This window comes from Halomonas sp. Cn5-12 (assembly GCF_021532545.1).
GTDB classification, from domain to species: domain Bacteria; phylum Pseudomonadota; class Gammaproteobacteria; order Pseudomonadales; family Halomonadaceae; genus Vreelandella; species Vreelandella aquamarina.
In genome coordinates, this window is sequence record NZ_JAKGAY010000020.1 from 1 (window position 1) to 18,804 (window position 18,804).

Annotated in this window: 20 protein-coding genes; 6 read left to right on the plus strand and 14 right to left on the minus strand. The window is 56.5% G+C overall.

From position 1 onward, the window contains the following. Nucleotides 1-302: 302 nt before the first annotated feature. From L1249_RS11665 to L1249_RS11675, 3 genes are read right to left on the minus strand one after another with little or no spacing between them, the layout of a single operon-like run. A complete protein-coding gene (locus tag L1249_RS11665; RefSeq protein ID WP_230834769.1) occupies nucleotides 303-1,610 on the minus strand; it encodes a DEAD/DEAH box helicase in 1,308 nt (435 codons plus the stop codon). After that, complete coding sequence (locus L1249_RS11670; RefSeq protein ID WP_172416070.1) at nucleotides 1,607-1,768, minus strand: hypothetical protein; 162 nt, start codon at nucleotides 1,766-1,768, stop codon at nucleotides 1,607-1,609. Before L1249_RS11670 ends, L1249_RS11665 begins: the two co-directional genes overlap by 4 nt. Beyond that, the gene (locus tag L1249_RS11675; RefSeq protein WP_054641099.1) at nucleotides 1,747-2,118 is read right to left on the minus strand and encodes a hypothetical protein; all 372 of its coding nucleotides are present in this window, start codon (nucleotides 2,116-2,118) and stop codon (nucleotides 1,747-1,749) included. Before L1249_RS11675 ends, L1249_RS11670 begins: the two co-directional genes overlap by 22 nt. A 450-nt stretch (nucleotides 2,119-2,568) precedes the next feature. On the opposite strand from L1249_RS11675, the gene L1249_RS11680 reads away from it, so the two are divergent. The 5 genes from L1249_RS11680 (at nucleotide 2,569) to L1249_RS11700 (ending at nucleotide 6,349) form a co-directional block, all read left to right on the plus strand. Next, nucleotides 2,569-3,189, plus strand: a complete 621-nt coding sequence (locus L1249_RS11680; protein ID WP_054641098.1) for a DUF2201 family putative metallopeptidase — start codon at nucleotides 2,569-2,571, stop codon at nucleotides 3,187-3,189. A gap of 39 nt (nucleotides 3,190-3,228) precedes the next feature. Continuing rightward, nucleotides 3,229-4,263: a helix-turn-helix transcriptional regulator gene (locus L1249_RS11685; RefSeq protein WP_172514361.1), complete on the plus strand. Its 1,035-nt coding sequence runs from the start codon at nucleotides 3,229-3,231 to the stop codon at nucleotides 4,261-4,263. A gap of 73 nt (nucleotides 4,264-4,336) precedes the next feature. After that, nucleotides 4,337-4,840 carry an opioid growth factor receptor-related protein gene (locus tag L1249_RS11690; RefSeq protein WP_062360251.1) on the plus strand — a complete coding sequence of 168 codons (504 nt, stop codon included), beginning with the start codon at nucleotides 4,337-4,339 and terminating at the stop codon, nucleotides 4,838-4,840. Nucleotides 4,841-4,937: 97 nt separating this feature from the next. After that, nucleotides 4,938-6,017, plus strand: coding sequence for a PA0069 family radical SAM protein (locus tag L1249_RS11695; RefSeq protein WP_054641097.1), 1,080 nt, complete (start codon nucleotides 4,938-4,940; stop codon nucleotides 6,015-6,017). 38 nt (nucleotides 6,018-6,055) lie between these two features. After that, nucleotides 6,056-6,349 carry a winged helix-turn-helix domain-containing protein gene (locus tag L1249_RS11700; RefSeq protein ID WP_054641096.1) on the plus strand — a complete coding sequence of 98 codons (294 nt, stop codon included), beginning with the start codon at nucleotides 6,056-6,058 and terminating at the stop codon, nucleotides 6,347-6,349. Here the strand turns inward: L1249_RS11700 and L1249_RS11705 are convergent. The 4 genes from L1249_RS11705 to coxB are packed head-to-tail and all read right to left on the minus strand — an operon-like array spanning nucleotide 6,270 to nucleotide 12,514. Then, entirely contained in the window at nucleotides 6,270-8,522 is a 2,253-nt protein-coding gene (locus L1249_RS11705) for a heavy metal translocating P-type ATPase (protein ID WP_235253607.1), read from the minus strand. The two genes, L1249_RS11700 and L1249_RS11705, sit on opposite strands and share 80 nt — an antisense overlap. A gap of 56 nt (nucleotides 8,523-8,578) precedes the next feature. Beyond that, nucleotides 8,579-8,923 carry a hypothetical protein gene (locus L1249_RS11710; RefSeq protein ID WP_054641095.1) on the minus strand — a complete coding sequence of 115 codons (345 nt, stop codon included), beginning with the start codon at nucleotides 8,921-8,923 and terminating at the stop codon, nucleotides 8,579-8,581. Nucleotides 8,924-8,927: 4 nt separating this feature from the next. Continuing rightward, the gene (ctaD, locus tag L1249_RS11715) at nucleotides 8,928-11,453 is read right to left on the minus strand and encodes a cytochrome c oxidase subunit I (protein ID WP_230834768.1); all 2,526 of its coding nucleotides are present in this window, start codon (nucleotides 11,451-11,453) and stop codon (nucleotides 8,928-8,930) included. Continuing rightward, nucleotides 11,450-12,514 (minus strand): cytochrome c oxidase subunit II, encoded by a 1,065-nt coding sequence (gene coxB / locus L1249_RS11720; RefSeq protein ID WP_230834767.1) that lies wholly within the window; start codon nucleotides 12,512-12,514, stop codon nucleotides 11,450-11,452. The genes ctaD and coxB overlap by 4 nt, the downstream gene beginning before the upstream one ends. Before the next feature lie 68 nt (nucleotides 12,515-12,582). On the opposite strand from coxB, the gene L1249_RS11725 reads away from it, so the two are divergent. Beyond that, entirely contained in the window at nucleotides 12,583-13,041 is a 459-nt protein-coding gene (locus tag L1249_RS11725; RefSeq protein WP_062360241.1) for a DUF2231 domain-containing protein, read from the plus strand. 49 nt (nucleotides 13,042-13,090) lie between these two features. On the opposite strand, the gene L1249_RS11730 is transcribed toward L1249_RS11725, so the two are convergent. The 7 genes from L1249_RS11730 to L1249_RS11760 all read right to left on the minus strand — a co-directional run bounded on the left by L1249_RS11730 (nucleotide 13,091) and on the right by L1249_RS11760 (nucleotide 18,736). Beyond that, nucleotides 13,091-13,516: a CopD family protein gene (locus L1249_RS11730; RefSeq protein WP_044630638.1), complete on the minus strand. Its 426-nt coding sequence runs from the start codon at nucleotides 13,514-13,516 to the stop codon at nucleotides 13,091-13,093. A 92-nt stretch (nucleotides 13,517-13,608) separates the two neighbouring features. Beyond that, the gene (locus L1249_RS11735) at nucleotides 13,609-14,472 is read right to left on the minus strand and encodes a DUF2797 domain-containing protein (protein ID WP_083602212.1); all 864 of its coding nucleotides are present in this window, start codon (nucleotides 14,470-14,472) and stop codon (nucleotides 13,609-13,611) included. Next, nucleotides 14,456-14,740, minus strand: a complete 285-nt coding sequence (locus L1249_RS11740) for a YeaC family protein (RefSeq protein WP_054645073.1) — start codon at nucleotides 14,738-14,740, stop codon at nucleotides 14,456-14,458. The genes L1249_RS11735 and L1249_RS11740 overlap by 17 nt, the downstream gene beginning before the upstream one ends. Nucleotides 14,741-14,781: 41 nt before the next feature. Continuing rightward, complete coding sequence (locus L1249_RS11745; protein ID WP_044630635.1) at nucleotides 14,782-15,633, minus strand: rhomboid family intramembrane serine protease; 852 nt, start codon at nucleotides 15,631-15,633, stop codon at nucleotides 14,782-14,784. Nucleotides 15,634-15,833: 200 nt separating this feature from the next. Continuing rightward, nucleotides 15,834-16,820: a metallophosphoesterase gene (locus tag L1249_RS11750; protein WP_054641094.1), complete on the minus strand. Its 987-nt coding sequence runs from the start codon at nucleotides 16,818-16,820 to the stop codon at nucleotides 15,834-15,836. Nucleotide 16,821: 1 nt separating this feature from the next. Continuing rightward, a complete protein-coding gene (locus L1249_RS11755; RefSeq protein WP_172416063.1) occupies nucleotides 16,822-17,754 on the minus strand; it encodes an NAD(+) kinase in 933 nt (310 codons plus the stop codon). 112 nt (nucleotides 17,755-17,866) lie between these two features. Continuing rightward, nucleotides 17,867-18,736 carry a carboxylate/amino acid/amine transporter gene (locus L1249_RS11760; RefSeq protein WP_044629748.1) on the minus strand — a complete coding sequence of 290 codons (870 nt, stop codon included), beginning with the start codon at nucleotides 18,734-18,736 and terminating at the stop codon, nucleotides 17,867-17,869. Nucleotides 18,737-18,804: the final 68 nt, after the last annotated feature.

Consider the following 18,804-nt stretch of genomic DNA (forward strand, 5'->3'; position numbering starts at 1 on the left):
GACTTCGGGCAGGATATCGGGCGCATGACGGTGCTCAAGACGCTGCGGAGCCGACTGCGTTATCCACGAGGAACGCCATGCTGACCGTCAATCGGCGACACTCTATCCACAAGCAGTTCCAAGCGACACGCGATCGCCAGATATGTCGTGCCTGGCGGGTGGAAAGGCATGACAAAACGGGCCGTCAGCACCGATCAGCACGGTGGGTTTTGGCAATAACGGGCTTGCGAAAGCCAACTTGCACGGGGCGAATGATCAAAAAGTGCTCGCTGGCGGTGATAGGGAAAGTGTCGGCGCCGGCTTCACGGATTCAGGATGTTCTCAAAGCCAAGGGTTAAAGCAGAAAGCAAGGCGCTGGCTTTAGTGTGGTCATTCAGATTACTTGCTTGCTCAATAATGCCCCCTAGTTCAGCCATTTCTTCTTCTAGGGCACGCGTTAAATTGGTGGGGTTATTAGTATCTGCTGCTATTGCTGCCGACGCGCTCTCTTGAGTTTGCTCTTCTAATGCTTCAAGCGTATCGCTTTCCAAGTCTTCTTCATCCGCCAGGGTGTACCACCAGCTGGAGCCATTAGACACTGAGACTAAATTTTCATGCATCTCCTTAAGCTGCTGTTCCAGACGTTGATAAATACTGCCAAGGGTTCCCATAATGGCTGGAGTACTAGAGGCAAGTAATTTACGCAGAATCAGACCTGTCAGATGGCGCTGACTTTTCGGCAAAGCAAAAGAGTGCTCACGCTGCAAAAAGGCTGAGACAGCATCGTAAACTGCTTGCTCGTCATCAGTTGGCTCAAAGGGTTGGGTAAGGGCTTTGCGCTGTGTGTATTGCACATATTCCAACACATCTTTACGCAATGTGCGGTGGGTAAAGTGTTTTATCCTTTCGCGCAATTCCGGCAGGTTTGCATCATTATTCACAAACTGCTTACGGAAGGCTTTATCGTCGCCAAACAGGTGCTCATCAATCAGGGTGGATAGCCCGTAAAGCTCCATCAGCGAGTTTTGCAGCGGCGTGGCGGTCAACAATAGCTTTTTACGCCCTTCCAGGGCGCGGCGTAATGCTTGTCCAATACGGTTGCTTGGACGATGGGCATTGCGCAGTTTGTGGGCCTCATCCAATACGACTAGATCCCATGGAATACCGCGCAGCTCTTCTTCCAGTCGAGTCGCAAAATGATACGACATAATCACAATGTTGCTACGCGTTATGTATTCGAGCGTCTGCAACACATTTCCGACTGCCTCTTGGCGCAATACAGCCGCATCCACTACTTTGGTGGGGACTGCGAATTTCTCATACAGCTCTTGTGCCCATTGCTTACGCAAGCTGGCGGGTGCAATTATCAAAATACGGCGACGACGCTCCGCCCATAGCTGGCAAACTACCAAGGCGGCCTCAATGGTTTTACCTAACCCTACTTCATCAGCCAGCAGTACACCTTGTTGTAGCGGGTTACGCATAGCAAACAGCGCCGCTTCAATTTGGTGTGGGTTTAAATCCACACTGGCATCAAACAGAGACTGCGATAGGCGATCAACACCCCTATCAGCATGGCGTTTGGTTAACTCGTAGGCATAATATTTTGCGTGGTAGGCGGTGATGCTCATTTAAAATCCTGTGCAGAAATAAACACTAACACGTTCACCCGCTCCTGAGACGCTCCTAAATACTCCACCTTCGGGTTCGCAGCCCAAACACTGGTATTCATGTCGACCAAGCTCACCACTGGTGCTTCCAGCCCTTTTACCGCTGCAACATTAAACATACGCTCGTTGTACTGTAGTTTTTGTTTTTGGAGCGCTGCGCTTGCAACACTTGGCTGTTAGCCACCTTAAAGGGGGTAAGCGGTAAAATATCCTGCGGTTGCAAGCCGTCTTGCTCCAGTTCGGCAATTGCTCTCTGTAACAGCGGCCATTGGTCTTGGGGCCTTTTCCACGTGTAAACAGCCACTGCTTTTTGGCTGCTGGGCAGGTACTCCCCTGGCTCTGCGACAGCGTCGTGACGCTCTTTTAGCCAGCAGGCAATTTCATAGGCATTGCGGTAAATACTCGCCTCAGTACGGGAAGGCAATGCTTCTAACTCAGCGTCGCTTAGACGTGGATAAACCGTGACCATTCTACCTCCCTGTCAGATTGCGGTGGCTACTTTGCCACTCTTGGGCTTAATCAAGCTAAGCTAACTTGCCTAGTATTCTACGCAAAGGTGTGATGTCTGGCATCTGCTTAGGTAATACGCGTCCTCAGATCACCCAATCACGCCATATCTCTACCCCAGCCATCGTGCCGCTTGTTGGCGCCCCTGATGCTTCCACTTGTCAATCTCGATGGTGGTCTTGACTAATCGTGGCATTCCTTATTCACCATTATGCTTTTAGGGTGTATAGCTGCCTTGCCATCTGGTCTATTTTTTCTCGCCACGCTAACGTCACTAGCCAGCGCTCCGGCAGCACTTTAGCCCCCATGCGGCACACATAACGCCTAAGTATGCATATTCAAAAATAACGCGACATTAGTTGTCGCATCACCACCATAACGTATGCCTCTAACATCAAAAAGAGTAAAAGTGATGGTGATGATGCCCGATTGTTTACTTACTGATGATTGCGCTCGGCAGGAGCTTGTGAAGTGGCAGGCGGATCGCGACACATGGGCCGAAACGCTGCCTGTTATGAGCTTTTTTAGCCAGTTCTTAATGTTGTCTCCTATTACTGATCAACATTTCGGTAGCGCCAGCACCGATGGTAAGTTTCTCTATTTTTGCCCACGCTATAGCGCCACACTCACAGAGGAATCGCGCCTCTATTTACAGGCGCATCTGATTTGGCACTGTGTGGCAGGCCATCTTACCGCCCCCTTGGTGGCTAGCCGGCATCGTTGGCACCTGGCGTGCGACCATGAAGTGAACACGCTGCTGCTGGCGTTAGGTGTTGCGCTACCGGTTGATGCACCGCTGTTCCCGGTGTGCGTGGGCCGCAATGCAATGGAGGTGTATCGCTGGTTGGAGGGGCACCCTGACACATCGCTCGAAGTGACGGCAGATACTCACCCTGCCGAGCTTTGGTGGCACTTGCCCAATGCGCAACCCGATGTGCGAGTTGCCATGCTCTGGCGCCATCGCGCCCACCTCATCACCAAAGCGACCCATGAGTTACCCGAGAGAGTCGCTAAGTTTTGTGAGGTTCGGTAAACTCTTCATCTTTATCACAGTGGCCAAGGTTGGCTTATTATGTCTGATGCACGCGACACGCTCTTTCGTTATTTAACCATGCTGCAGCTGATTCCCCGCTTTCCTGGGCGTATCGCGACCCCTGTGCTAAAGGAGAAGCTTGCCGAGCGTGGTTTTAAGATCGACACTCGCTCCCTACAGCGTGACCTTAGCCAGAAGCTCTCCACTCAGTTTCCGATTGGCTGCGACGATAGCCAGAAGCCTTACCGCTGGTATTTTGATCGTGATTTTCAGTGCCAGCTACCGGCACTGGATGTACCCAGCGCCTTAACGCTGGTGCTAGCGGAAGAGTATTTAAAAGGGCTCTTACCCCCAGTGGTGGTCGGGCAGTTATCGCCCCACTTTACCGATGCACGGCGGTTATTGGATGAAATGAACGCCAACGGGCTTAGCCAATGGGCGCGAAAAGTACGCGCCATTCCCAACGGTAAAGCGCTGATTCCGGCTGAAATAGATGAGTCCACTTGGCAAACTATTTCTGAAGCCTTGCTTGAGCAGAAGGCAGTTGATGTCGTCTACCTGTCGCGCTCCAGCGAAACAGAAAAGCCGTTCACGCTTCATCCGCAAGGCATCGTCAGCCGCCATAGCGCGACCTATTTACTGGCCCATGTAAACGGATTTGAGGATTTGCGCCAGTTTGCCCTGCATCGCATTAAACAAGCCACACTCAGCCAGCACCCCTGGCAGGCACAGCCTGATTTTGATATTGACCGCTACATTCAGGGCGGCGCGTTTGGTTATCGGCAAGGGCCGAGCGATGTGACGCTGGAAGCGGAGATCGCGAAACCTGTGGCGTGGTTGCTGCAGGAAACACCGCTTTCTGAGACGCAAACCATTGAAGCCCTCCCCGACAGTAACTGGTACCGGTTAACCGCCCAAGTGCCGGATGACCAACAAACCCTCTGGTGGCTGATGGGCATGGGCGCCAATGTGAAAGTCACCGCCCCTGCCACGTGGCGTGAGGCATTAAAAAAGAGTGCTGAGCAGGTACTAGCGCACTACCAGGACACAACGCTCACCTACGAGACACACTGAGGATTTGTACGAAAACTGCCTGCGCTCGGATTGGCGCTGCATGGCCACGCTGAAACGTTAATGGGGAGACATAATGGATAACGATACCCGCTTACTCGCGTTTTATCGCGGTGAATCCCCCGATCATAAAGGGCGTTTACTTGAAGATATCTGGGCGCTCTCGCCGTTTTGGCTAGAGCATACCCACGACTATATTCAGTGGCTGTTTCCTATTCCAGAAGCGAGCCGTTTTAATAGCTTTGCGCCGCTCTTAACGCCTGCAGTGCAAGCAGCTTTTGCGAATGACGAGCGCTTACGCCACCACCAGCAACGCTCACTGGATGTAATGTTAAATTTTTTGGGGCTAACACGGGATGGCAACATCATCACCGCTCAGCCAACGCTATCGATACAAACCCATATCTGGTTGAAAGCTGGGGGCCACAACCATCTGCGTATTACGCGCATGATTCGGTCGTTAGCGTTATGCCACCAACCAACTTTGGCCCGCGCGCTCCAGCAAGCGGTTATTGAGATTGGTACGCAGCATGGCGTGGTATCAGAAACGACACTACAGTACTGGCACGAAGCATTTTAGCTCAGCATGAGCTAGCAGCGTCGTGCTTGCACCCTCTTTCATACGCCATATACTGTATGTTTAAACATATACAGCGACATATCTTACGAGGTGGCAGATGGCGGCGTTTGACCCTTCCCGCACTACCGTGCATAAAGGGCGTGGTGCAACCTACGACCCACATAACCGCTTCGCCCCTACCCGCAGCGTGGCGGAGGATGACGGCTGGTGGCAAGAGGAGGCCACCACCTCGCTGGCAACAGAAGTGCGCGAGGAAGCCAGTAAAAGCGCGCTCTCTTGGAACAACTCTCCAGATTTACCTTTTGATCGTTCGCTTAACCCGTATCGCGGCTGTGAGCATGGCTGTGTCTACTGCTATGCGCGGCCCTCCCACGCCTATTGGGATTTATCGCCGGGGCTGGATTTTGAAACCAAACTGATCGCCCGCCACGGGCTGGTGGAGCATTTAAAAGAGGAGCTTTGCCACCCCCACTACGTTTGCAGACCCATTAACCTCTCCGGCAATACCGACTGTTACCAGCCGCTAGAGGCCACCTACCAAACCACCCGCCGCTTGCTGGAATTGCTGTTGGCTTGCCGCCACCCGGTGACGCTAGTGACGAAAAGCACGCTGATTTTGCGGGATATAGATCTACTAGCAGAAATGGCAGAGCATCGCTTGGTGCGGGTGTTCGTGAGTTTGACCAGCCTAGACGCTAACCTAAAGCGCACGCTGGAACCCCGCACGGCATCGCCCCAGGCGCGCCTGAAAGTGATTCGTGAGCTAAACACGGCGGGAATACCGGTGGGCACGCTGGTATCGCCGATTATTCCAGGCCTGACCGACCACGAAATTGAACGCATTCTGGAAGCCGCCAGTCGTGCCGGGGCGCGCACCGCGAACTGGATGCTGCTAAGGCTACCCCACGAGGTCGCGCCGCTGTTTGAAGCGTGGCTAGAAGCCCACTACCCCGAGCGCGCCGCTAAGGTAATGAGTTTGATGCGCCAGTGTCGGGGCGGTAAAACCTACGATGCTGCCTTTGGTAAGCGCTTTCGCGGTGAGGGAGTATTCGCTGACTTAATCGCCCAGCGGTTTCAGCGTGCTAGCCGCCAGTGGAACATGCAGCCACGCACCGAGCAGGGGCTGAATACCCGTGATTTTCGCCCGCCCCGGGCACAGGGGGATTTATTTGATTAGACTGCTGGAATACCCATCACTAAGAAGACGCCCTCTCCATGTCGCTCAGCAAAACAAAATCCAGCTTTTACCGCCGCCTTTACGTGGCCCACTTGATTGAGCAAGGCGTGGCCAGCGTACCCGCGTTGATGGAAGCCACCGGCATGCCGAGGCGCACCGCCCAGGACACCATCGCGTCGCTCGGCGAGCTAGATATTGAGTGTGTGTTTGAAAAAGGCGACGGCGAGCGCCACAACATTGGCCATTACACCATTAAGCAGTGGGGCGCGATTGACCCGCAGTGGGTGGCATCGAACGCTGAGCGCTTAGGGCAGGCATTGGGCTATCGCTAGCCTCGTCAGGCTCTGCCCACGCAAGGCGCGCTGTATTTAACGTCACGCTGAGCGAGCTTGCTGCCATCGCCAGCACGGCGGCCAAGGGCGGGACCGCCATCATGGTCACCAGCCCAAGCGCCAGCGTGTTGTAAAGCGCCGAAAACACTAGGTTTTGCACCATGACTCGGCGGGTGCGCTTAGCCAGTGCCAATAGCCTTACGATACCGCTCACCCCAGGCCAAAGCAGCTGTGCGGCCGCTCCGTTGCGGGCGGCTTCGCTGGCTTGCATGGGAGCGACGCCTACCCCGGCTTCAGCAAGGCTTAAGGTATCGTTCACCCCGTCGCCCACATAGAGCGTGGGCGACGGCAAGGCTTTGAGCAGTGCCGCTTTGGCTTCCGGCGAACGCTGGGCGTAGCAGGCGGTTTTTGCTAACCCTACCTGCTGGCCAAGCCAGCCCACCGGCCCCTGACGGTCGCCGCTGATCAGCGCCACGATGTACCCTGAGCGCTGTAGTTCGGCAAGGCTCGCTTTCGCATCGCTTACCGGCTGGTCGGCACAGTAAAGCGTGGCGAGCCAACCGCGGCTGTTGGCCACTACCACCTGTGAAGCAAAGGCGTAGTCAGGGTGTTGGGCGTTATCTGGCAAGGGCGCGCCAAGCTGCTGCTCTATCCATGCGGCGCTACCTAACCACCACTGCTCTCCGTTTTGAAACGTTACTTGCTGGCCTTTGCCGGGATGCTCCTCAAGATGAAGTACGTTATGAAATACTTTATGAAGCGCTTTGGGCGGCGTTGCTGTTTCAGCCTTGTTCGCCCAGTCCAGCAAACCGCTGGCTAGCGGGTGTTCGCTTTGGCTAACGGCGTTGTGCAGCATCGCCTGAAACATCGTGAGATCTTCGCCTTGGCGCAGCGCGGCATGCACTACCTGATGCTGCCCACGGGTGAGCGTACCGGTTTTATCGAAGGCAATACCGCGTACTTTCGCCAGGGTTTCAAAAGCAGCAGGGTCGCGAAGCGCAATGCCCTGTTGTAACGCTTGGCTGCTACCGGCAAGGCTTGCCAGCGGAACCGCCAGCCCCACCGCGCAGGGGCAAGCCACCACCAAAACAGACAGCGCACGCACAGCAGCGTCTTCTAGACCAAGGCCCAATAGCAGCCCGAGTGGGAGTGTCAGCACAGCCAGCAGCAGCGCTACGGGGCTTAGCCATGAGGCAAAGCGGTCGGCCAGCTTGTGCAATTCGCCCTTTTTTGCCTGGGCGCGGCGCATTTGCTCGCACAGTTTATCCACCCGCCGCTGGCCGACGGTGGCCGTCACAGTCACCTTCAAAGGCGCAGCGTTTAGCCTCGCCGCATAGCGGCAGCCCGCATAGACGCGCTGCCCAGCATGCAGGTAACGGGGCACGCTTTCCCCAGTGAGCGTGGCGGTATCCAGCCAGCCGGGCGTTTCCAGCAGTCCATCCAGAGGCACCTGCTCACCGGGGGGCACTTCAATCACGGCTCCTATGGAGACTTCCCCAACGGGCTGCGTGTCGCGCTGCTCGCCTTGGCAAACCACCACGTCATCCTCCGGCAGCCTTAGTGCATCAAAGGCTTTGAGCCCCTGCTGCCTGCACAGGGTTTCGACCAGTCGGCCCACTAGAAGCAGCACAATCAGCATCACCGCAGTATCAAAATAGACCTCTGAAGAGCCGCGCAGCAGCAGCCCTACCGATACCGCCATGGCGCCAAACACACCCAGGCTTACCAATACATCCATGCCGGGACGTCGGGCCAATAGCGTGCGCCACCCCGCTCGGTAAAACGGCAGGCCGGAATAGAGCACGACGGGCAGTGAAAAGGCACCGGACACCCAAGCGACGACCAGCTCTATGGTGGCATTGGGCAACGCGCCCACGTAGATCAGCAGCGACGCCAGCATGGTCCACATACCCAACACCGCACCTACAATCAGGCGCAGCGTGAGATAGCGGCTCTCTTGGGCTAAGCGCTGTTGGGCATCTTGCACTGGCTCTAACTCGCTTAGCCGATAGCCCAGCCGCTTCACCACGGGGGCTAGCACCGCCAACTGGGTTGCTGCGGGAGCGCCGTTTACCCATACCGTTGCAGTAGGGTAATGAACGCTGGCCTGAGCGACGCCCGGTACGCGAGCTAGCGCGCCCTCTACCGCCAGCGCACAGCTGGTGCACCACATGCCATGAAGCGTATAGAGCGGTGCGTCGTCATTAGCAGGCGAGTCACTGTTCACGGTTACAGACAAGGCGGCACGCCAATGATGGGTAGCCCCGCAAACGCCACGCCAAAGGCAGAAAACAAGTAGAGCCAACCGGATACCACGGCATGAAAGCGCTGACGCCCCTGATGCTGCTTGGCTGTGCGGCAGCACCCCCAGGCCAACAGCACAAGCCCAGCAGCACAGAGAAGGGTAAAACCGCCCAGACCTGCGTTGAGTAGCGTGAGTGATCTTGCCTCCGGCGGCGGTGGATTTACCGCACAGGCCACCGATAGGCCGCTATAAACGGCCACAAACCAAACGCTCCAAAGCGTTAGCCCCACTATCAAATGGATAGGGTGGGTAAAGTTAAGTCGTTCCATCGCCCTACCCTCCTAACACGCGGGGCAGCACCGCTAGCGCCCCTATGAGCAGCCCAAAGGTGACCACGTTATAGCGCCATAGCAGGGCTACTACGCCCGGCTCGAAGGGAGCATGAGCGCCCACATAGCCATAGCCCACACGCAGGCCTTGAAGCACGGTCAAGACGACCGCTAAACCGCCGTGGAACAGAGCGTAGACAAGGCCGACCAGCATCACCGCATCGTGGGAGGTTTGCGTGGGAGCAAGCTCGGCTTGCCACAGCGCCCAGCCCGTTAGCCCCACTTGTAGTGCGCCTAACGCAGCGGCTAAATAGAAGCCTGCACCTAGCCCGGCGTCACGCTGCTGGCGCAGCCCACGTACCAGCTTTTCCATCACACCACAACCGGCTAAAACCGCTACGCCAGCTGCACCCATTAATATGAGCGATAGCGGCGGCGTCTCTGGCATCTGCCATTCGGGTGAAACGGTCCAGAGGTAGAACCAGCCAAACAGGTAAGAGAGATAAAACGATCCGTTGGCGATCAGAAAAACACCCATCGCCCAGAGGCCGGGGCCATCCATGGTGCGCGAGTGAAGCGGTGGGTCGCCGGGTTTGACGCCTGCATCCGGTGCCGCCTTGGGGTGGGCACCGTTCTCCCAGGACCAGCGCAGCAGAAAGATACCGGCAATCATCACGAACACGCCTGCCAACGCGTACACCTTGGTCAGCAGGCTCAGGCACACCACCGCCAGCGCGGCAGCGGCAAACAGCGGCCACCAGGAGTTACCGGGCAGGTGGATAATCTCGCGCACCTTGCCTGAAATTGGATCGGTGCCCCACATCTCCCTTCTGCCGTGGGAAGCCACCGCCAACGAGTGCTTACCCTCGGCCATGGTATGAGGCAGATTTGGGTCATCCCACAACGGGTGGCGGGTTTCGACATTGGGAAGGCTGACAAAGTTATAGGCGCTGGGCGGCATGGTGTTGGCCCACTCCAGCGTATCGGCATTCCAGGGGTTATGCTTGGCAGGCTTGCCAAACCGAAAGTGCAGCGCGATATCCAGCAGCACCATGGCAATCCCTGCCGAGAGCACAAAGCTGCTGATCGACGAGAGCAGGTTAAAAATCTCCCAGCCCGACCCTGCTTCATAGGTGTAAATCCGCCGGGGCATACCGAGCAGCCCGGTCCAGTGCATGATCAAGAAGGTGCCGTTAAAGCCCAGGAAAGTAAGCCAAAACCCCCAGCGCCCCAGGTTTTCGGAGGGCATTCGCCCGGAGAAGAGCGGCAACCAATAGTAAAGCCCGGCGATCAGCGGGAAGAACATGCCCCCCACCAGCACGTAGTGCATGTGAGCCACTACAAAGTGGGTGTCGTGCACCTGCCAGTTAAACGGCACCAGCGCCAGCATGACGCCGGTTAACCCACCACACACAAAGATAATTAAAAAGCCCATCACCCACAGCATGGGCAGCTTCATTTTGGGTTTGCCAAGCCAGAGCGTGGCTATCCAGACAAACACCTGAATCGCCGTGGGCACGGCCACTAGCATACTGGCCGCCGAGAAAAACGCCTGGGCCAGCTGCGGAATGCCAATGGTGAACATGTGGTGAACCCATAGCCCAAAGCTGATAAAGCCCATAATGGTGATCGCTGCCACTACCCAGCCGTATCCCACGATGGGCCGCCCGGCAAACACGGGAATCAGCGTCGAAATAATCCCGGCAGCAGGCAGAAAGATGATGTACACCTCTGGGTGGCCAAACAGCCAGAACAGATGCTGCCAGAGTACCGGGTCGCCGCCGCCCGCAATTTGGAAAAACGGCATGCCTACCGCCCGTTCAAGCTCCAGCAGCACGCTGCCGAGTATCAGCGGTGGGAAACCCACCACGATCATTAGCGCCATGGCGAGGATATACCACGCAAACAGCGGCATCTTATGCAGCGCCATGCCCTGGGTGCGGGTGCGTAAGATAGACACCACCAGCTCCACTCCCGCCGAGAGCGCTGATATCTCCACAAAGGTAATGCCCAGCAGCCAAAAATCGGAGCCCAAATCCGGGGCAAACTCTTTACTGCTCAGCGGCGTGTACATAAACCAGCCGCTTGAAGGCGCCATCTCAATAATTAGGCTGGAGGTGAGGATGATCCCGCCAAACAGGTAGCAGAAATAACCCAGCGACGTTAGCCGTGGGCACACCAAGTCACGGGCACCAATCATTTTAGGGATCAGGTAAATCGCCAGCCCCTCCAGCATAGGGATGGCGAACAGGAACATCATCACCGTGCCGTGCATGGTGGTGACCTGGTTATAGATCTCCGGCGACATAAAGTCCTGGTCGGGCATCGCCAGTTGGGTGCGCACTAGCATGGCGAGAATGCCGCCAATCAGGAAAAACACCATCCCGGTGATCATAAAACGCAGACCGAGCGTTGTATGGTTCACGATGGTGAGGGCCTTTAGCCCTTTCGGGTTGCCCCAAATGTCATGTAGGTCTTCGTGTAGTTGCTGCGGGTCCTGCTCTACCGCCTCTTGATTCACGCTCTTCATGGGGTCAAGGTCTCCAGCCAAGCACCCAGGGCATCCAAGGTGTCCTTATCAATATCGTCGTGGGCGGGCATTTTATTGCCCGGCTTCAGCGTTTGGTGCTGCTGCAGCCACTGGCTCACCGCGCCCTCTTCCATGGCCATCACACCGGCACCCAGCATCGTGCGGCTACCGATATCCGAGAGGTTCGGCCCTACATCGCCCTGGCTGACGCCAGCCACTCGATGGCAGCTCGCGCAGTGGGTCGCAAAGGCCTCTCTTGCGCTATCGTGGGCTGAATCTTGGGTCGCTAATTCGCTTAGTTCTGCGTCTTGGCGAGCTGCCAGCCATGCATCGAATGCTTCACGAGGCACGGCTTCGACGTACAAATGCATATGGGCATGGCCCACCCCGCACAGCTCGGCACACTGGGCACCAAATACGGCGGGCTCATCGGCTTCCAGGCGGATTTTATTCACCCTTCCTGGCAGCATGTCGATTTTGCCGCCCAGGCGCGGCACCCAAAACGCGTGAATGACATCCGCGCCGCTCACATGAAAATCCACCGGCTCCCCGGCGGGCATGACGAGCTGGTTAGCGGTGACGACTTCGCCGCCTTCGGCGCCTGGGTAGCGCACTTCCCACCACCATTGGTGGCCGATCACTTCAATCACTTCAGGCGGCTCGCCTAGCGGGAGCGGCAGCATGCGTTGCCCAGCGGGCACCCCAAACATCAACAGCGCAGTCACACTGGTGATCGGCAACACAAGGCCTCCACCAATAATCCAGCGCCGCGCGATACGGCGCTCTTGGGCGGATGTACGCTCGACGTTGCGCGGTTTGAAGGCGTACAGCCAAACCACGGTGACACCAATCAGCACGATGGTGGCAAAGCCCAGCATTACCCACCAAATTAACCGAACGTCTCGCGCGGCGGGCCCTGCAGGGTCTAAGATAGAACTGTCGCCTGCACAGCCTGCCAAACTTATTACCAGGGCAGGCCCCAACAGACAGGCGACTCGTCGGGTCCATCGCGGCGATACATACGGAGTGACGGTGGACGTAGCGCTATTGCGTTCCCTCATTAGCGTTTTCCCTGAAGTGCAGTTGATCTATCCGACTGTTTCGCTTTGTCTAACCACAGGAAGTGACGATGACACCTACTCCCCAACGCTCGATCAAAAGCCGCGCGTCGCTGGCTGGCCATCCACTCCATCCGGTAATGATTCACTTCCCGGTAGCGGCGCTGATGGCACTGGTCGCTTGCGATATCGCCTACTGGTATACCCAAGATACGTTTTGGTTGCGCGGCGGGCTTTGGCTGGCGGGTGTTGGCGCGTTTGGCGGCTGGATTGCGTCGGTGGCAGGCATTATTGACTTGGTCTCGGTAGCACGCATCCGTCGACTGATTACTGGCTGGAGCCACGCCATTGTGGCTGTGGTCATGCTCTCTCTGGCGTCGCTGAACTGGCTGCTGCGTTTCACTGAGCCCAGTGCGGTGCTGCCGTGGGGGTTGGCCATCTCGCTGGTAACGGCCGGCTTGATTGCGCTGGCCGGGTGGCTCGGTGGCCAACTGGTGTACGAGCACGCGGTGGGCGTTGAAGTAGAATAGTAACCCGAGCGGCTCAATGGCAGCCCGTAATAGGACATTGGCCATTGAGCTAGCTCCACTCCAGCGGTTTAGAGAGCACAAACCCTAGCACGCCAAAGATGCCCACCAGCGCCAGCAGCAGCGCACACAGGCTGGCTGCCTTCACCCCTTTAAAAATTCCCATTTCCAGGCGCAGGATAAGCCAGCCAAAACAGCCGTGGGCAGCTACCATTAACACCACGGCCCCCAGCTTTAAGATCAACCAGCCGCCTAACAGGCCATGTAACAGAAATAGCAGCGTGCCTGAGGCAATCGCAGCGAGTGCCGCCGGGGTAGCAATGGAGTTATAAAAAAAACGCGGCATGGGCGGCGTGCCCTGAGCGAAGCCCGCATCTTTACGTAGCTGAAGCGCCTGTAATAAAAGTGCAGGCAAATAAAGAAGAGCGCCGCACCAAATGACCAGCGCGGCGATGTGCAGCAGTTTTAGCCATGGCATCGAGGCTTCCTTGCGTTACTAGGGCAGAGTCTATTGTGACCCTGATAACCTTAGTCAACCGATGCCATTCTGGCTAGGCAAAACGCCAAGTTTCACTCCACCGAAATCTCGTAACCTGTGAATTTACGTAGATTTATCACACCCGTATCGAACATGAGATACTGCCCTTTCACGCCCTGAAGGATGCCTTCAACCAGCGGCTGCTTATCAAAATTATGAGAGACTACTTTGCGGGGAAACGCAGCCACAGGATAGTCGAACTGCAAAGGAGCCTCATCCAACGTGCGAATGGCGTCTTCGCCGTGAACACTACGTAGCTGGCCTAAACCGTCTGCCAGTGTGTTTAACAATCGGTCACGCTCAGCGCGCAGATCAAGGGGATCGACCTCACCTTTGACCATAGCACGCCAATTGGTGCGATCAGCCACCTGCTCTTTGAATAGCATCTCGACGAACCCGGACTGCTGGCGGGTATTCACTTCGAGAATCGGCAGCGCCTGAATAGCGCCTTGATCCAACCAGCGAGTGGGCATTTGTGTTTTGCGGGTAATGCCCACCTTCAAACCAGAAGAGTTGGCGAGATACACAATATGGGGCTGAAAGCAGTGCGCCTCGCCCCACTCCGGCTCGCGGCAGGTGCCTTGGTAGTAGTGGCAGGTCTCTGGCTTCATGATGCAGGTATCGCACTGCGCCAAGCGCTTAAAGCAAGGGTAGCAGTAGCCTTGTGCAAAGCTTTTTTTGGTTGCCCGACCGCAGTGAGTACAGGCAATGGCACCGCTCCATGCAAGGCGCATGGGGGAGCCAATACGCTCATTCAACGCCACCCGATGCTCACCAGCGCGCAGATGGTAAACCACTTGCTCGTCTTGGCGGCTAGGCAGTGCCGCCGCCATTTTTTGCAAACACCCTTTAACGGGAGAGACCTCGGGGATTAACAAATCAGTCACGCGTGGCATCCCGGCCAAGGCCCGCCATTTCTGGGCTAACGCCTGCGCCTGTCGCACCTGCCCCACAGGTACGCCGCTCCAAATAACCTACGCGATTCTCTTCCGGTACATTGTTTTCAACTTCATAACGCATGACAGCTTCCAAACACAGCTCGGTTTGCTCCGGCGTTAAGCGGCGGCCATCAGGCCATTTGCGTAGCGACACCGCCTGCTTAAGGCTTTCATAAATCGCAGGCGTCATCTGGTTGATCATTTTATCGAAGGTCATATCGCTCACGGTTAGCACCTCAAGTATTTGCTGCTTTCAAATTGGCGGCGTTAGGCTTTGCTACGTTTGGAGGAATAATACCAGCCCGTGGCGAGCCCCACGAGCAGCCCGCCCAGGTGGGCTTCATTGGCCACGTTGCCAAAGCCGACGGTACTGGCAATATCGGTCATGGTGAACACCATCCAGCCGAGCATAAACACCACCAGCATTTGCGGCACGAAAAAGCCACTGTTCGGGGCACGGCGGGACATCAGCCACACATGGCCCAATAGCGCATAGACCACGCCGGACATACCGCCAAACAGCACCGTTCCGGTCACGTATTGCGCCAAGTTGGCACCGATACCGGCGACGAGAAGCAGGAGCAGCATCGTTTTACTGCCTTGGCGCAGCTCGATTTGCCGTCCGAAGTACCACACCCACATCAGGTTGAAAATCAGGTGCATCCAGCCAAAATGCAGGAATGCGGGGGAGAGCAGACGCCATACCTGCCCCCCCATCACGGTGTCTGCCAGCGACCCATATACCAATTGGCCGCCGGAGATACCCACCGGCACAATGGTGAGCGCCACAATTAGCAGATCGCCGAAAATGCCGCTTAGGGCAAATACCAGCAGGCTCACGCCGATCATTAACGCCGTGACCGGCACTTGGCGTAGCGTGGCAGCAAGGCTGTGGGCCGCAGGCGGGCGTTTGGGCCGGGTAGCTTCAAGAATCAGCGGTTCGCCTCGCTCCCAGCGGCTAACCAGGGTACGTAACTCTTCATGTTGGCGGGGGTCGGCCACCCAGAGCAGCTGGCCGTCCGCTTCGTCGGTGATCCGGTGGCCAATACGGTAGTGCCATAACGCTTTGCGCAGTGCCTGTGTGTCTGCGCCCGCGGGTAAGAGCATGACTGGATGCATGGCATCTCCCTTCTATCCAAGTGGTGGTCGCGCTTTAGCGCCGCTTTACCAAAGGATAAACAAAAAAATCCGGCGGAGGGGGCCGCCGGATAAAAGCAAGGGATCATTCAAGGGAACACTTACTCTGATAGCCGGCAGCTAGATTAGTTCAGCAGTTTTGCAAAAATTATGTAACCATTTGTAACTTCAATGTCGCGTGCTTAATCAAAGTCAATTTCCCAGGGTTTGGGTAGCGCACGCTCCTCTTTGGGCACTTGAATCCATAAAAAATGATCGGCATTCAACTGCGTTTCACCGCTCCAGCGATAGGCCACCAAACGACCAAACTTAACGGCGCTGTAATCTAAACAAGCAATATTGGCCGCGGGCAGTGCGGGAATTCCTTCGCACCAGTAGTGGCCAATAAACAGTGGCGGCTGCTCTGGGCCGTAATAACTTAGCCGCTCTCGCTCACTGTCGGTGAGTGGTCGCGCTTCCAAATCGCCGGGCAGGTTATCTGGCTGAAATACCACATCTCCCCACTGCTGCGGGTTAGCTGCCCAAAAGTGGGCGCGAAAGCTTTGTCGGGTAAAACCGTCCCCCGAGTGAATCGCGACACCTTTTGGTAACCGGATATGGGGGCCACGGGTAAGACGATCAAGTATTCGATACGCCTGGGAGCCTGGGTCGTTGGACTCTACCAGAAACTGATCATCCATTCGGGCAGTCGGTAAGCGCTGCTTGAGCTCGCTGATCAGCGCATCATCCCAACACGCGTGTACCACGCGAATACCGTCTAGCTCTAGAAACAGCGGAATGGTTTTGAACCAGGCCAGCGTGTCTTCCCACTCGTTGGTATGGTGGCGATACTGATCAAGAGTGTCTTGAATAATGCGGTTGTGGCGCGGGGTATGTTCGCGCAGCCAGCGCTTGTGGCTGCCAGAGGGCGCGGGATGGGTATAGGCCAACGCGTTATACTCGTGATTGCCCATCACAATATGCGCTTCGCCCGCCTCTACCATGCGCCGTGCAATGGTCACCGCCAAGCGAATACGTGGCCCACGATCAATCAGGTCGCCTAAAAAAATCACTTTGCGCCGCGGGTGGCGATAAACACCGCCGTGCTGGTGGTAGCCAAGCTTTTCCAGCAGTGCCGCTAGCGTGGCACCGCAGCCGTGGATATCACCAATTAAGTCGTAACCCTCCATATTAATCCCCTAGCCGGTGGCTCCAGCCGAGTTTACTGCGCAGCACGTCATAGAAGTTGTGCCCAATGGGATGCACTAATTGAACGCGCTCCGACTTACGGGTGATAACCAAGACATCGTCAGGCTTGGCCACCGCGCGGGTTTGCCCGTCGCAGCTAATATGGGGGTAGGTCTGATTGGTTTCGCCAATATGAATGCGTATTTCGCTGGCCGCATCAATCACAATCGGCCGACTGGAGAGCGTGTGCGGGAACATCGGCACCAGCGTCACCACATCCAACTTCGGGTGCATAATCGGCCCACCACCGGAAAGCGCATAGGCGGTAGAGCCGGTTGGAGTGGCGACAATCAGCCCATCGCTGCGCTGGCTGTAGACAAACTGCCCATCGATAAACAGTTCAAACTCAATCATGCGGACCGCTTTACCGGGGTGCACCACAACTTCGTTAAGCGCGTCGCCATTTCCTACGGCGACCCCATTGCGGTAGAGCACGGCATCCAGCAAGAAGCGCTCTTCAACCTCAAACTCCCCCGCCAGCACTTCGCCTACCCGGGTCTCTAACTCATCGGGAGAAATATCGGTTAAGAAGCCCAGCCGCCCGCGATTGACGCCTAGAATCAGCGTACCGCTGCGGCACAGGGTGCGTGCAGCGCCTAACAAGCTGCCATCGCCACCCACCACAATCACTAAATCGCACAGTTCACCCAACATGCGGCGGCTAGCTTCAGGTAAGCCGTGTTGGGGCAGCGCCGTGGCGGTGCGGTCTTCGATGAGTACCTTATAGTCATGTTCCGTTAAGTAACGGACCAAGCGTTGAAGCGAGTCGACAACTTTGTCGCTGCCTAAGCGGCCAATCAAGCCAATCGTCTTGAACGGCTTCACTGGGTGACTAAGGCTACCGGGGTTGGAACCTGACGATGTGGTATTAGACATGGGCGACTCTCGCTAGCATCAGCCCACATTATGGAGAGGAAGGCAGTATCGAGCAAATCACCCGGTGCGCCAGAGGTAAGCCTTGCGCACCGGGAAAAATCAGCGGTTTAGCTTAGGCAGCCGCCACCTTGCGGCGCTGCAGCCACCAGTGGTTTAGCCACAGCGAAGCGCCCATGATCGCCGCCCCCAAAAGCAGTTTGCCCACATCAGCATCGCGGTTCCAAATCACCAGGTTAACGACCAAACCAGCCGGCACCAGCGCATTGTTCATAATCGCCAGGGTGCCCGCATCTACCTTGGTTGCCCCTTGGTTCCAGGCAAAATAGCCAACACCCGATGCCACCAGCCCCAGCCACGCCAATACGCCCCACTGCAGAGTGGTGGATGGCAGCGCGGCGCTATTACCAAACAGCAAGAAGGCAGGCAGCGCTACCAGCATAGCCCCGATAAAGAACCAGCCAAACACGTTATGCCAAGCAAGAGTGGGCGGCAGGTCTGCCGCTAGGCGGCGGTAACCGACTTGGCCGATGGCGAAACATAGGTTAGCGCCCTGCACGACCAAAAAGCCGAGCCAGAAGCCGCTGTCGATGCCGTCGTAACGAATCACCCCGGCGCCTAGTACTGCCAAAATAGCTGTTACCAAATAGATCGGCGTAAAGCGTTTGAACATCAGGTCATCCAACAACGCGATATACACCGGCGTAAAGATGGTAAACAGCAGCACCTCAGGCACGGAGAGTAGCAAGAAGGAGTGATAAAAGAAGGTGTACATGATGCCTAACTGGATCGCGCCCAGCGCCATCAATGCCAAGCGCTGCTTACCGCGCAGCAGGCTTGGGCGCAGAAAAGGTAGGAACACCAGCATTGCTAGGGTCACGCGGACCAGCACAGCAAAGTAGCTATCAACCTGACCCGCCAAATACACACCAATTAAAGAGAACGAAAACGCCCAGAGCGCCGTTACGCCAACCAAATAGCCCATCAGTAAACCCCAAGCAAAAAGAAAGTTGACGGGAATTATACGCCTTTAGAATCCCCTGCCAATGGGCC